This is a genomic window from Maribacter sp. Asnod2-G09 (assembly GCF_045063795.1).
Taxonomy (GTDB): domain Bacteria; phylum Bacteroidota; class Bacteroidia; order Flavobacteriales; family Flavobacteriaceae; genus Maribacter.
Genome location: NZ_JBEFOA010000005.1, coordinates 946,952 through 959,832, shown reverse-complemented (window position 1 = coordinate 959,832; position 12,881 = coordinate 946,952). Strand labels below are relative to the sequence as shown.

At 34.0% G+C, this 12,881-nt stretch carries 14 protein-coding genes; 13 read left to right on the top strand and 1 reads right to left on the bottom strand.

The annotated features are described in order from the left end of the window. The first annotated feature begins 66 nt into the window (after positions 1-66). Positions 67-840, top strand: coding sequence for a patatin-like phospholipase family protein (locus tag ACJJVT_RS16195; RefSeq protein ID WP_073241497.1), 774 nt, complete (start codon positions 67-69; stop codon positions 838-840). Between the two features lie 100 nt (positions 841-940). Here the strand turns inward: ACJJVT_RS16195 and ACJJVT_RS16190 are convergent, their stop codons facing one another. Beyond that, complete coding sequence (locus tag ACJJVT_RS16190; RefSeq protein WP_405400085.1) at positions 941-1,990, bottom strand: 2Fe-2S iron-sulfur cluster-binding protein; 1,050 nt, start codon at positions 1,988-1,990, stop codon at positions 941-943. A 227-nt stretch (positions 1,991-2,217) separates the two neighbouring features. Here ACJJVT_RS16190 and ACJJVT_RS16185 point away from each other — a divergent pair, with 227 nt between their 5' ends. The 12 genes from ACJJVT_RS16185 to ACJJVT_RS16130 all read left to right on the top strand — a co-directional run bounded on the left by ACJJVT_RS16185 (position 2,218) and on the right by ACJJVT_RS16130 (position 12,873). Beyond that, positions 2,218-2,565 (top strand): YciI family protein, encoded by a 348-nt coding sequence (locus ACJJVT_RS16185; protein WP_405400084.1) that lies wholly within the window; start codon positions 2,218-2,220, stop codon positions 2,563-2,565. A gap of 5 nt (positions 2,566-2,570) precedes the next feature. Further along, positions 2,571-3,809, top strand: a complete 1,239-nt coding sequence (locus ACJJVT_RS16180) for an RNA polymerase sigma factor (protein ID WP_405400082.1) — start codon at positions 2,571-2,573, stop codon at positions 3,807-3,809. Positions 3,810-3,924: 115 nt separating this feature from the next. Beyond that, entirely contained in the window at positions 3,925-5,394 is a 1,470-nt protein-coding gene (locus ACJJVT_RS16175; RefSeq protein WP_405400081.1) for a DUF5687 family protein, read from the top strand. A gap of 54 nt (positions 5,395-5,448) precedes the next feature. After that, entirely contained in the window at positions 5,449-6,168 is a 720-nt protein-coding gene (locus ACJJVT_RS16170; protein WP_405400079.1) for an ABC transporter ATP-binding protein, read from the top strand. Positions 6,169-6,207: 39 nt separating this feature from the next. Beyond that, positions 6,208-6,912: a hypothetical protein gene (locus ACJJVT_RS16165; RefSeq protein WP_405400077.1), complete on the top strand. Its 705-nt coding sequence runs from the start codon at positions 6,208-6,210 to the stop codon at positions 6,910-6,912. 338 nt (positions 6,913-7,250) lie between these two features. Then, complete coding sequence (locus ACJJVT_RS16160; RefSeq protein ID WP_405400075.1) at positions 7,251-9,761, top strand: tetratricopeptide repeat protein; 2,511 nt, start codon at positions 7,251-7,253, stop codon at positions 9,759-9,761. Between the two features lie 3 nt (positions 9,762-9,764). Continuing rightward, a complete protein-coding gene (locus ACJJVT_RS16155) occupies positions 9,765-10,178 on the top strand; it encodes a polymer-forming cytoskeletal protein (RefSeq protein WP_405400073.1) in 414 nt (137 codons plus the stop codon). Next, positions 10,156-10,383: an AtpZ/AtpI family protein gene (locus ACJJVT_RS16150; protein WP_036150997.1), complete on the top strand. Its 228-nt coding sequence runs from the start codon at positions 10,156-10,158 to the stop codon at positions 10,381-10,383. Before ACJJVT_RS16155 ends, ACJJVT_RS16150 begins: the two co-directional genes overlap by 23 nt. Positions 10,384-10,386: 3 nt before the next feature. Beyond that, positions 10,387-10,779 carry a DUF6168 family protein gene (locus ACJJVT_RS16145; RefSeq protein WP_405400070.1) on the top strand — a complete coding sequence of 131 codons (393 nt, stop codon included), beginning with the start codon at positions 10,387-10,389 and terminating at the stop codon, positions 10,777-10,779. 90 nt (positions 10,780-10,869) lie between these two features. Next, entirely contained in the window at positions 10,870-12,048 is a 1,179-nt protein-coding gene (gene atpB / locus ACJJVT_RS16140) for a F0F1 ATP synthase subunit A (RefSeq protein WP_405400069.1), read from the top strand. A 39-nt stretch (positions 12,049-12,087) separates the two neighbouring features. Next, positions 12,088-12,282 (top strand): ATP synthase F0 subunit C, encoded by a 195-nt coding sequence (atpE, locus tag ACJJVT_RS16135; RefSeq protein ID WP_027065438.1) that lies wholly within the window; start codon positions 12,088-12,090, stop codon positions 12,280-12,282. A gap of 90 nt (positions 12,283-12,372) precedes the next feature. Continuing rightward, complete coding sequence (locus tag ACJJVT_RS16130) at positions 12,373-12,873, top strand: F0F1 ATP synthase subunit B (RefSeq protein ID WP_133671321.1); 501 nt, start codon at positions 12,373-12,375, stop codon at positions 12,871-12,873. The last annotated feature ends 8 nt before the right edge of the window (positions 12,874-12,881 follow it).

Sequence of the window (12,881 nt, the reverse complement as noted above, 5' to 3'; positions counted from 1 at the left end):
GATTAATTTTATGCCGAGCGGATAATAGTATCCGTTCGGCATTTTTTTTGAGTTAATTCTAGATAGATGCAAATAGGTTCAAAGTCTGTAGGTTTAGTGCTTTCCGGTGGGGGCATTAGAGGTATGGCACACATAGGGGTAATTAAAGCAATGCAAGAGTTTGGTCTAGAGGCCAATGTTGTATCTGGAAGTAGTATTGGTGCTTTAGTAGGCGCTTTGTACGCAGCAGATAAACCAGTTATTGATATGCTCCGTTTTTTTAAGGAGACTCCGCTTTTTAAATACAATTATTTCGCGGTCGCAAAACCGGGTTTATTAAACAGTGAAAGTTACATATCTTCTTTTAAGCAGTATTTTCCAGATGATAGTTTTGAGGCTTTGAATAGAGAGCTTCATGTAGTAGCCACCAATTTGCAAAAGGGAGAAGAGCTTTTTATTGACAAAGGTGAATTGATAAAACCCTTATTAGCTTCTGCAGCATTACCACCTGTTTTTAGTCCGGTGGAGTATAAAGGTGAATTATATGCCGATGGCGGAATAATGAATAATTTTCCTTCAGAGCCGGTTTTGTCTAGGGTAGAATATGTAATAGGTAGTAATGTATCAGTAGTTTCTAAATTAGAGAAAAAGCATTTGAACAATTCGTTTCAATTGACAGGCAGAGTAACCGGTTTAATGATTTATGCGATTAACCGACAAAAAATCAATAATTGTCATCTTATCCTCGAATCGCAAGAATTGGAACATATTGGGTTATTAGATCGAAGAGGTATCGAAAAAGCCTATGCAATTGGGTATGAGACTGCGGTGAGAAAATTTGAAACGATGTTTCCGGAATAGTTATTAGATAAAAAAACGTCTTTGCGAAGTACGAAACTATCTCACAGATTGCTTCACTACGTTCGCAAAGACGTTTTTAGAAAGTTTATTTAGTACTTACCTAAACATCATCATAGTCTACCTTAATAGTAGGTGTAGTAGCGTGTGCTTGGCAGGTAAGAATAAATCCGTCTGCTATTTCCTTATCGGTTAGAATTTGGTTCATTACCATTTCTGCCTTTCCTTCAGTTACTTTGGCAATACAGCTACTACATACTCCGCCTTGACATGAGTATGGGGCATCTATATTTTCCTTTAAAACAGCATCAAGAATCACTGTTTTCTTATCCATCGTAAATTGAAATTCTTCATCGTCAACAAGAACGGTAACCGAAGTTTGACCATCTGCTTGTATAGGTAATTCTTCTTTTATTTCTGTGGGAGTAAAAAGCTCAAAATGGATTTTATCCTTATCCACTTCATTCTCTACCAAAGTATCTTGTACCAAACGGATCATCTCCTCTGGTCCACATAAATAGTAGCCATCAAAATCAACATTCTTATGCTTATTTAACAAAGCATAATTTACCGTTGAGGTATCTATTCTACCAAATAAAGCCTTGTCTTCACGAGTCTGGCTGTTGGTGAAGTATACAAAAAACCGATTGGCATATTCTAGTTCTAGTTTTACCAAATCGGTGTAAAACATAGTCTCTTCGTAAGATTTGTTTCCGTAAACCAAAACAAATGTATTCTTTGGGTTACTATCTAAAACAGATTTTACAATACTCATTATAGGCGTAATACCACTACCCGCAGCAAAAGCAGCAATGTTCTGAACGTCTTTGGTTGTATTGAATACAAAACGACCTTCTGGTTCCATCACCTCTAATGTATCGCCTACTTTTAATTCTGAGTTGGCGTAATTTGAGAATCCTCCATTATCTACCTTTTTTATACCAATGGTGATCCCATCTTTTTCAGGAGATGAACTAATAGAATATGCTCTTCTAAGTTCTTTACCTTTAATTTCTTTTTTTATGGTGATATACTGACCTGCCGTAAAGGCGAAAGTCTGTGCCAATTCTTTCGGAATTGAGAATGTAACGGCAACAGAAGTTGGTGTCAATTTCTTAATATGTTTTACCGTTAATGGGTGAAAATGCGACATATGTTGGTTTCTTTAAATCGATTTACAAAATTAAGCATGCTTTTGCGATAAAATATGACATTTGTCAAAAAAGTGAATTTCTCTATGCTTTTGACAGGTATTTCAGTTTAAATTATCTTTTTAAAAAAAATATCTAAAAATTGTCCCTAATTTGATTTCGGTAACGTCATGGGGTAAACAATAAGAACTTAAAGCGAGTTCTATGTAAAAACTAAAACAGTTAAATTATGAAAGATTTTATGATGATTTTTATTGGTGCGGATTACCAAGAATTAGGTTTATCGCCAGAGCAGTTGCAAGAACGAATGGGAAAATGGTTCGCTTGGAATGAAAAAATGATGGCTCAAGGTATTGTAAAAGGTGGTGACGCTTTAGTTCCGCATGTAAAAAGAGTTTCTGGTCCGAAACGTACTGTAACTGATGCTCCTTTAATAGAAGGCAAAGAGTTGATTGGCGGTTATTACATTGTACAAGCTGAAAATGCTGATGCAGTGGTTAAGATTGCTGAAGATTATCCAGATTATGATTTAGACGGAACTGTTGAAATCAGGGAAGTAATGGTTTTTGAACAATAAGATGTATGAAACATAAAGTAGTTGACCATCTTTTTAGACATCACTACGGGAAGATGGTCGCTATTTTAACCCGCTTTTTTGGACTATCTTATATAGAAAGTATTGAAGATGCGGTACAGGATACTTTTATAAAAGCAACCTCTCAATGGCGGACAAAGATTCCCGAAAACCCAGAAGCTTGGCTGAACCGAGTTGCTAAAAACAGAACCATTGATATTCTGCGGAGTATACAAGCAGAAAAGAATAGAAACCTCACTATTACTTCAGGAGCTTCTACGTTACAGATTGATGAACTTTTTTTAGACCATGAAGTAGCCGATAGTCAGTTACGCATGATTTTCGTTGCCTGCCACCCCAATTTACACCCTAACGAGCAAATTGCTTTTGCGCTAAAAACAATTTCAGGTTTCAGTACTAAAGAAATTGCCTCAGCATTGTTAACCAAAGAAGATACAATTGTCAAGCGATTAACCCGTGCTAAGAAATCTATTCGAGAGAACAATATTCAATTTATATATCCAAATCCCGAAGCTGTTCATGACCGAATGATACGGGTAATGGAAGTTATTTATTTGACCTTCAATGAAGGTTTTCATTCTACTAATAAAGATAAACTTATCAAGGAAGATTTGTGTGGTGAAGCTATTCGTCTATGTCAGTTACTGTTGAAAAAAGAGCAATTTAGAAGCGGAAGTTTGTATGCACTTTTTTCGTTACTATGTTTTCACATGTCTCGATTAGAAAGTAAAATATCCATTGATAATCAAATAGTTAATTTGAAAGAGCAAGACCGTACCAAATGGTATTTTCCATTAGTTAAAATGGGAAATAGTGCTATGAATAAAGCAGTTGAATATGACGACACTTCTGTGTATCATTACGAAGCAGCTATAGCATCAGAACATTTAAATGCTAAGACATTTGAGGAAACCAATTGGAAAAAAATAGCTTATTGGTATGAACAGTTGTATGCGTTTGAACCCAATCCATTCATACTTCTAAATCATGCTACGGTGTGTCTTCAATTGAGTGATTTTGAAAAAACACTCCGCTTACTAAATAGTATAGATGTATCTGATTTAGGACAAAGAGCGTATTTATTTTACGGTTGCTATGCCGAATATTATATCAAAAAAGGAGAGAAAGAACTAGCAATTTCTTTTTTAGATAAAGCACTTTTACAAACTTCAAATACCTTGGAAAAGGAGTTTTTGAATAAGAAGAAAGGGGAATTAATCGGTTAATTTTTGATGGATATATAGTAAGGTATAAAATAGGAGCTTAAAGAATATTTTGAATTTTGTTTGTAACAAACTCAAGATTTTTCTTACTTATATTCTGAATACTAAAACCAACCGAATGTTTAAACGTTTTTCTTCATTACAATGGAAATCCTTTTTTAGATCCTCTAACCTTGGTAAAAGCCTGGGAATAAAAATTTTCATGGGCTTTATGGGTGTATACCTGCTTTTATCGCTAGCAGTTACCGGTGGCGGAATGTACTTTCTTTTAAAAGAAATATTCCCAGATCAGAGCCCCATGTGGAGCATTAGCCAATATTTCATTTACTGGATTTTAATTGAATTATTCTTAAGGTATTTCATGCAGAAACTTCCGGTGATGGATATAAAACCATTTTTGACCACTCCTGTTATGAAAAGTACCATTGCACATTATATATTAGGTAGATCAGCGGCATCTATCTATAATTTATTGACGTTATTCTTTGTAGTGCCCTTTGCAATTGTATTACTATTTAATGACTACCCTGTTTTAAATGTTTTACTATGGATAGTTGGTATTATAGGCATTGTATTAAGTATTAACTATATGAATTTGCTTGTTAATAAGAATGATAAGGTTCTTATTGGCATAGGTAGTATTCTTGTCTTAGGATTCGGATTGGATTATTTCGGAGTGTTTTCTATAAAAGAGTTTTTTGCGCCTATTTTTCATGCGCTTTATGCATACCCAATTACGGTATTGATTCCTATTGCTTTGTCAGCTCTTATATATTATGTGAATTATAAGTTCTTGCGAGATAAAATTTATCTGGATGCAAAGCTTAAAACAAAGGCAGTAGAGGCAAATACCTCAGATATGTCTTGGACAAAGCGTTTTGGAGAGATGGGCTCTTTCTTGCAGCTTGATCTGAAAATGATTTGGAGAAATAAAAGAACGAAGTCTCAAGTGTATATTTCCTTACTTATGGTGTTCTACGGATTGATATTTTACACTCAAGATGTGTATAGTAGTATGATGCCGATGAAAGCTTTTGTTGGCGTTTTTATGACAGGTATTTTCTTAAGTAATTTCGGTCAGTTTATTCCTGCTTGGGATAGTAGTTATTATAGCATGATGATGTCGCAAAATATTCCTATGCGAAAGTATTTAGAATCTAAAGTATCTTTAATTACGGTAAGTGTAGTATTTATGTTTTTATTGACCTTACCCTATGTTTACTTCGGTTGGGATGCGTTTGCTATCAATTTTGGCTGTGCATTGTATAATTTAGGAGTAAATATACCGGTCATTTTATATTTTGGTTCATTTAATAAAAAGAGAATCGAATTAGATCAGAGTCCGTTTGGGAATATGCAAGGCGCAAGTGCTACTCAGTTTTTGGTTATGCTTCCGGTAATGGTGGTTCCTATAATTATCTTTTCCATTTTTTATTACATCTTTAATATAGAAGTTGCAGTCGGAATATTATCAGTTCTAGGCATTATTGGTTTTGCCATGAAGAACTACTTGATCGATTTGATCACGGAACAGTACAAGAAAAAGAAATACGGAATGATTGCAGGTTTTAAAGAGAAGGCGAGTTAAGGTTTTTCATTTGACGCATTTCATTTCATCCTAAAAAATTAGAATAATAAGATTATGATTACAATAGAAAATTTATCAAAGAAATACGGTTCACAACAAGTTCTTAATATTGAATCTTTAAACATTCCAACGGGGCAAAGTTTTGGTTTGGTGGGTAATAACGGGGCAGGTAAAACAACGCTGTTCAGTTTGTTGTTAGATTTGATTCAGCCAAGTACAGGTCATATCATTAATAATGATGTTCAGGTAAACACTAGTGAAGATTGGAAACCATTTACATCATCGTTTATAGATGAAACTTTTCTGATTGGGTACTTGACTCCCGAAGAGTATTTCTACTTTATAGGCGACCTTCGCGGTCAAAATAAAGCCGATGTAGATGCATTATTGGCACAATATCAAGATTTCTTTCACGGCGAAATTTTAGGTCAAAAGAAGTACTTGAGAGATTTATCTAAAGGAAATCAGAAGAAAGCTGGTATTGTAGCTTCTTTTATAGGAAACCCTAAAGTGGTGATATTAGATGAGCCTTTTGCAAATTTGGATCCAACAACTCAAATTCGTCTAAAGCAAATCATTAAAGAACTCGCAGAACAAAAAGACGTAACCGTTTTAGTATCTAGTCACGATTTAATTCACGTAACCGAAGTTTGCGAACGTATAGTGGTATTGAACAAAGGAGAAGTAGTCAAAGACATTGAAACATCTGCTGAAACCTTAAAAGAATTAGAGGTATTTTTTGGTGCAGAGAGTGCACAGGTAGTTGTGGAATAAACTGATTTATTTAATTTTATAGATACTTAAACTAGTTAAATGACGTCTGATTTAGATTCTTTAATTGATTTTTATCAATGGGAAATTACTAGAATACAAGCTCAAATCGATGAAAATCTAGAATTACATTTTTACGACGAGATTGAGTTTGATGTGGTTGCTTTGCGTGGATTGAAGAATGAGTTGGATGCTATTTTAACATTGCAAGATTCAAAGTATCCGAAGATTAAAAGAGTAAAAGATCAAATTGAATATTATAAAACTAAGATTGAAGAAAAAGGAAAACTAAGTTACTTTAACCAAGCCTATGAAATTAGAATACGTGAAAAGGAAAGTGAACTAGAAGCATTATTAAAGGCTAAAAATAAGCCGATTTCGTTCGAAACTCAATATGTAGACGATGCTTTGTATAAGTTATATTCAAATGAGATTTTTACTTTCAATTTATATCTCAATGATAATAAACAAGTATACTTAAGTCTTAGCATGGTAGGTACTAACGAAATAAGAATAACAGTTTATCTTGAGAATAAGGGTGATTATTCATGGTATAGAAAACACTCTTTAATTAAAGAATTGAAATTTTTTGATTTAGAAGGCGGAGGTATGTATTTGACAAGGAAAATTCCTAACTCAAATACCTTATTAGAAATTAAAGAGCTTCTGTCAAGAATCGTAATAGCAATTAAGAATGGCGGTCATGTTAAAAATGAAATCTATTTAGAACTCATCGAAAGTAAGTAATCATCAAAATTTCATAGTAAAATTTAAAAACCGACCATTAGGTCGGTTTTTCATTTCTATGTTTTAAGGAGATCTAACTAAAATCCGATGAATACATATTTGATCAGATTATCTGCAGTAATTAGATAGATTGTTGGTCATTATAATTCAAAGCAAACTACATGGTCGGTAAAAATCAGTTGTAGTAGTCTATAAATGTTACGAATGCTAAAAAATAAATATGCGGTTTACCGATGAACGGTATAATAATCTGGTTGTTTTTAAGTTAAACATACATACGTAGATCAACTATTTTGAATCTTAGAAACAAACTTATTTTATCAAGTCTTTTAACGAGTATGCTTTTTAATGCATGTTCTGTTAAGAAAGACAAGTTCGTAAACCGTAACTGGCATGCGCTCAATACCAAATACAATACCTTGTATAATGGTAACATTGCTTTTGAACAAGGTCGAGAAACTTTGAACGATACCTATCAAGATGATTATTTTGAAGTCTTGCCTATAGAACGTTTAGAGGTTAGCGGCGAAATTAAATTGGACTCAGAAGACAACAACCCTAATTTCCTTATTGCAGAAGAAAAAGCCACTAAGGCTATTCAACGCCATAGTATGGATATTAAAGATGAAGAACGAAACCCACAAATAGATGAAGCTTTTCTTCTTTTAGGGAAAGCAAGATATTTTGATGAACGCTACATTCCGGCATTAGAATCTTTCAATTATGTACTAAACAAATATTCTGAAAGCGATAAGCTAAACGAAGCTAGTATTTGGAGAGAGAAAGTAAACATCAGGTTAGAAAACGATGATCTAGCAATAAAGAACTTAAAACGCTTAATGAAATATGAGCGTTTAAAAGATCAAGAATATGCAGATGCAAGAGCAATGATGGCGCAAGCGTTTATTAATCTAAATGCACCAGATACGGCAGTTCAAAATCTTAAGATAGCATCGCACTACACTACAAAAAATCCAGAGAAAGGAAGGTACTATTATATTATAGGTCAGTTATATAATCAACTAGGCTTTAAAGACAGTGCTAATTACGCATTTGACAAGGTTATTGAATTAAATAGAAAGTCGCCACGTGTGTACATGATCAATGCCGAAATTGAAAAATTAAAGAATACCGAGGTTACAGCTGAAAATAAAGAAGAGGTACTGGAGTATTTGACCAAATTAGAACTCAACAGAGAGAATAGACCATTTTTAGATGGTATTTACAGACAATTGGCAGAGTTTCATTTAAAGCAAGAGTCTGATAGTTTGGCGTTGGTTTATTTCAATAAATCTTTACGTGCTTCGCAAAACAAGCCAAAATTGAATGCACTGAATTACGAGAATTTAGCGGAATATAATTTTGATGAAAGTGTTTATAAACCGGCTGGTGCATATTACGATAGTGTATTGACCAACCTTAATGAAAACACCAAAAAATTTCGTGCTATTAAAAAGAAGCGCGACAATTTGGAAGATGTTATTAAATACGAAGACATCGTTCAGTATTCTGACAGTGTAATTACAATTTATCAAATGTCTAAAGATGAGCAATTGGCTTATTTTGGAAAGCATATTGAAGAATTACAGAAGGCAAAAGAAGCTGCACAGAAAAAAGAGAAAGAAAGAATTACCGATGGTTTTGCTGCATTTAGCAATAGTAAAGGTGGTAAAGAAAATAAAGGTAAATTCTATTTCTATAATATTACAAGTTTAGGTTATGGTCAGAACGATTTCAAGAATCGTTGGGGCAATAGAGAATTGACAGATGATTGGCGTTGGTCGGACAAATCGGTAATAAATACTGAAAATGTTGCTTTACAAGATGCAACAAGTGCTAACGATAGTTTAAGTGTGGTAAGTGAAGATGAGAAATTCTCTTTAGACTATTATATGGACCGTTTGCCTACAGATGTTGCTGTTATTGACAGCTTAAAGACAGAACGTAATTTTGCTAACTATCAATTAGGATTAATATATAAAGAGAAGTTTAACGAGAATCTGTTGGCAGCTGCCAAATTAGAAGATGTATTGGCATCTAATGCTGAAGAACGATTGATTCTTCCTTCAAAATATAATCTTTACAAGATTTACGAAGAAGTTGATAGTCCGTTGAAAGAGACTATGAAGGCAGACATTATTGCTAACCATGCCGACTCTAGATATGCTGAGATTCTATTGAATCCGCAAGCGGTATTGGCAGATAGTTCTGATAGTCCAGAGAAGCGCTATGAGAGTTTATTCAAACAATATAAAGAACAACAGTATTTACAGGTAATTACAGGTGCAGAGGAAAACATTAATAGATTTACCGGCGACCCTATTGTTCCAAAATTTGAGATGCTGAAGGCTAATGCAATTGGTAGACTTCAAGGTTTTGAACCTTTTAAAGAAGCATTGAATTATGTGGCGTTGACGTACCCTAATAATCCGGAAGGTAAAAAGGCTGAACAGATGATTGCAGAGCAGCTTCCTAAGTTAGAGCCAAAAGAATTTTCTCCCGAGACAGATTCAAAAGGAACATCGAATTGGAAAGTAGTTTTTCCGTTTAAAAGAAGTAATACCGAACAGGCTTTAAAGTTGATAGAATTGTTAGAGCAATCTATCGTAGATCTTAGATATAAGAATATAGTTTCTAGAGATATTTATAATCTAGAAGACCAATTTGTAGTAGTACACGGATTTAAATCTAAAGATTTTGCCCTTGGGTATGCCGAGCTACTAAAAAACAATAAGGATTACCTCGTTGCTGATGAGAATTTTGTAGTTTTATCGGAGAACTATAAGATTATTCAAGTACACAAGAATATTATCGATTATAGAAATACGCTTTTAACCCCAAAACCGTGAACAATGTTTTCAGACAGACAAAAACCTAGAGCTATGAATGAAGTAGGAGGTCAACCTAACAGAATAGAGAAGAATACCAAAATTAAAGGAGATATAATATCTGAAGCAGATTTTCGTATAGACGGTAAGCTAGATGGAAATGTAAAAACTTCAGGTAAAGTTGTTATCGGTAAAGATGGCTACATTCATGGTAAAGTAGAATGTGTAAATGCAGATATCGAAGGTAGCTTTAATGGCGAGCTTTTAGTGTCTGACCTATTATCTTTAAAATCTTCTGCAGTAATAGAAGGTACCGTATCGGTAAATAAGTTGGCTGTTGAGCCAGGTGCTACATTTAACGCTTCATGTACTATGGGTGGCGGTAAAGGTGCTGCAGGTTTAAAATCTTCTAATAATGGAGCCGCAAAAGCCTCGTAATGACAATTCTGAACTTTTAAGAAATGCCGCAAGCTTATCTGGTGTTGCCATACAAATGGGTGTCACTATTTTCTTGGGTAATCTTTTAGGGGAATGGTTAGATCAAAAATTTGAAAAAACGTTTTTAGAAGACACATTTACTTTACTTGCTGTATTTTTGTCAATCTATTTAGTCATAAAAAAAGTTATGGCGTTAAATAAATAAACGTTGCTAAAAAATATCATTTTATATATAGTCGTGTTCACTGTTGTGGGCGCGACTTCTTATTTTCTACAAGATTTGGTCTTGGTAGATCCGCCAACTTATTTTGGTCCGCTTTTGATCAAAGCATACACATTTCACTTCCTGTTTTCCTTAACATTGGTCGTCATATTTTTAATTACTTCAAAAAACAATTCATTTTTTGAACAATTAGGTTTTATGTATATGGGTGTGCTGGTTTTTAAGATTACAATTTTTGCTGCACTGTTTTATCCTTACCTCTTAGGGGAACTGATTATGCCTCAAATATATAGGGGTGCGCTGCTTATACCGGTGATTATTTTTTTGTTTCTAGAAGTGTTTTTTATTTCGAAAATTATGCGCAAAAAAAGACTCTAAATTTTAAAGCTTTAAAATTGGGTAGATTATGCAATAATTAACTACTTTTGCGCAAAATTTCTAGGAGCTAAATTTTTTGATAAAGAACTAATGATGCAAGTTTCAAATACGATTAAAACCTTATTACAACTTCTAATACTTTGTTTTTCATTGCAAAGTTTCGCTATATCTGATACCGAACCAGAAGGAACAGTTAGTACTAAGGAACAGGTAGATGAGTATATTTTACATCACCTTAAAGATTCTCACGATTTTCATTTGTTTTCATATTCTAACGATGCAGGAGAAAGAAAGCACGTTGGTTTTCCGCTTCCTGTAATTCTTTGGTCAAGCAACGGATTGGCAACTTTCATGTCATCAGAATTTCATCATGATGATAACGGGCAGGTTGTAGTTGAAAGAAACGGTTCTAAATTCGTTAAACTTCACAGTAAAATTTATGAGTTAGATAATGGCGCAACATCAGTTAGTTTTGATGAGGAGCACCATGCAACGAACGCTCATAAAGCATTAGATTTCTCTATTACCAAAAGTGTTGTTGGTGTGTTATTAGTAGGTCTATTAATGTTATTGGCCTTTTCATCACTGGCGAAACAATACGGAAAGAAAAAAATACCTACCGGTTTTGGTAGAGTGTTAGAGCCATTAGTGCTTTATGTAAGAGACGAGATTGCAAGACCAAATATTGGTGAAAAGCATTACAGAAAATTTACAGGATATCTTTTAACAGTATTCTTTTTTATATGGATACTAAACTTAATGGGACTTACCCCATTCGGATTTAATGTAACGGGTCAAATTGCAGTAACAGCTTGTTTGGCAATATTTACTTTGGTTATCTATACAGTTAGTGGTAATAAAGATTATTGGATGCACATTTTGTGGATGCCAGGTGTACCTGTTTTCGTGAAGCCTATATTAGCTATTATAGAATTAGCTGGTGCATTTATCATTAAGCCTTTCTCTTTATTAGTACGTTTATTCGCAAACATATCTGCAGGGCATATTGTAGTAATGAGTTTAATTGCGATCATGTTTACACTTAAGAAAAGTTTAGGTGTTGTTGGTGCAACAGGTTTATCTTTGGTTTTATCATTTTTCATCACCCTTATTGAGGTGTTGGTTGCCTTTTTACAGGCATATATTTTTACTGCACTTTCAGCCTTATTTATAGGTATGGCGGTTGCAGAACATGAACACGAGCATGAGCATGATTCTCATGGTCATGAAGTGGCAGATGCTGAAGATGTAAGAGGAGATTTTATTTAACAAGAGTTTTTTTTAATTTAATTATATAAATCAATTAGTATGGTAACTTACAATTTAATTGGAGCAGGTTTAATCGTTATCGGAGCAGGTCTAGGTCTTGGCCAAATCGGTGGTAAAGCAATGGAAGGTATTGCTCGTCAACCAGAAGCGGCAGGAAAAATTCAAACTGCGATGATTATCGTAGCTGCACTTTTAGAAGGTTTAGCATTCGGTGCTTTGTTCTTAGGAAAATAAGAACACGAAAACCCAAAGACATCTTCCTGTAACGGTTGGTTACAGGAAATGTTTTTTTTAATTATTGATTTAGATTTTAAAGATTAGGATATGGAAGTTTTATTGAACGATTTTTCACCAGGTTTGTTTGTTGTTCAAACAATATTATTATTGGCATTAATTTTCTTAATGGTAAAATTTGCTTGGAAACCAATTTTGAATTCGTTGAACGAAAGAGAGGCTGGTATAGAAGAAGCATTGGCTGCTGCTGATAAAGCACGTACCGATATGCAGAACTTACAAGCTGATAATGAGAAGATGCTTCAAGAAGCGCGTGCTGAACGTGAGGGGATGTTGAAAGAAGCTCGTGAAATCAAAGAAAAAATGATTTCTGACTCTAAAGAGCAAGCGAAGTTAGAAGGCGATAAAATGTTGAAGCAAGCACAAGCTGCAATCGAAAGTGAGAAAAAAGCTGCTGTTGCTGACATTAAAAGTCAGGTTGCTGAATTGTCTGTAGCTATAGCAGAAAAAGTATTGAAAGAAGATTTATCTAGTAACGACAAGCAATTGAAGTTGGTAGATACAATGTTGAGCGATATAAAACTTAACTAAAAGAAATA

Bases quoted from the DNA above. Each gene is read 5' to 3' on its own strand.
- ACJJVT_RS16195 (WP_073241497.1), top strand. From the start codon at position 67: ATGCAAATAGGTTCAAAGTCTGTAGGTTTAGTGCTTTCCGGTGGGGGC.
- ACJJVT_RS16190 (WP_405400085.1), bottom strand. From the start codon at position 1,990: ATGTCGCATTTTCACCCATTAACGGTAAAACATATTAAGAAATTGACA.
- ACJJVT_RS16185 (WP_405400084.1), top strand. From the start codon at position 2,218: ATGAAAGATTTTATGATGATTTTTATTGGTGCGGATTACCAAGAATTA.
- ACJJVT_RS16180 (WP_405400082.1), top strand. From the start codon at position 2,571: ATGAAACATAAAGTAGTTGACCATCTTTTTAGACATCACTACGGGAAG.
- ACJJVT_RS16175 (WP_405400081.1), top strand. From the start codon at position 3,925: ATGTTTAAACGTTTTTCTTCATTACAATGGAAATCCTTTTTTAGATCC.
- ACJJVT_RS16170 (WP_405400079.1), top strand. From the start codon at position 5,449: ATGATTACAATAGAAAATTTATCAAAGAAATACGGTTCACAACAAGTT.
- ACJJVT_RS16165 (WP_405400077.1), top strand. From the start codon at position 6,208: ATGACGTCTGATTTAGATTCTTTAATTGATTTTTATCAATGGGAAATT.
- ACJJVT_RS16160 (WP_405400075.1), top strand. From the start codon at position 7,251: ATGCTTTTTAATGCATGTTCTGTTAAGAAAGACAAGTTCGTAAACCGT.
- ACJJVT_RS16155 (WP_405400073.1), top strand. From the start codon at position 9,765: ATGTTTTCAGACAGACAAAAACCTAGAGCTATGAATGAAGTAGGAGGT.
- ACJJVT_RS16150 (WP_036150997.1), top strand. From the start codon at position 10,156: ATGGAGCCGCAAAAGCCTCGTAATGACAATTCTGAACTTTTAAGAAAT.
- atpB (WP_405400069.1), top strand. From the start codon at position 10,870: ATGATGCAAGTTTCAAATACGATTAAAACCTTATTACAACTTCTAATA.
- atpE (WP_027065438.1), top strand. From the start codon at position 12,088: ATGGTAACTTACAATTTAATTGGAGCAGGTTTAATCGTTATCGGAGCA.
- ACJJVT_RS16130 (WP_133671321.1), top strand. From the start codon at position 12,373: ATGGAAGTTTTATTGAACGATTTTTCACCAGGTTTGTTTGTTGTTCAA.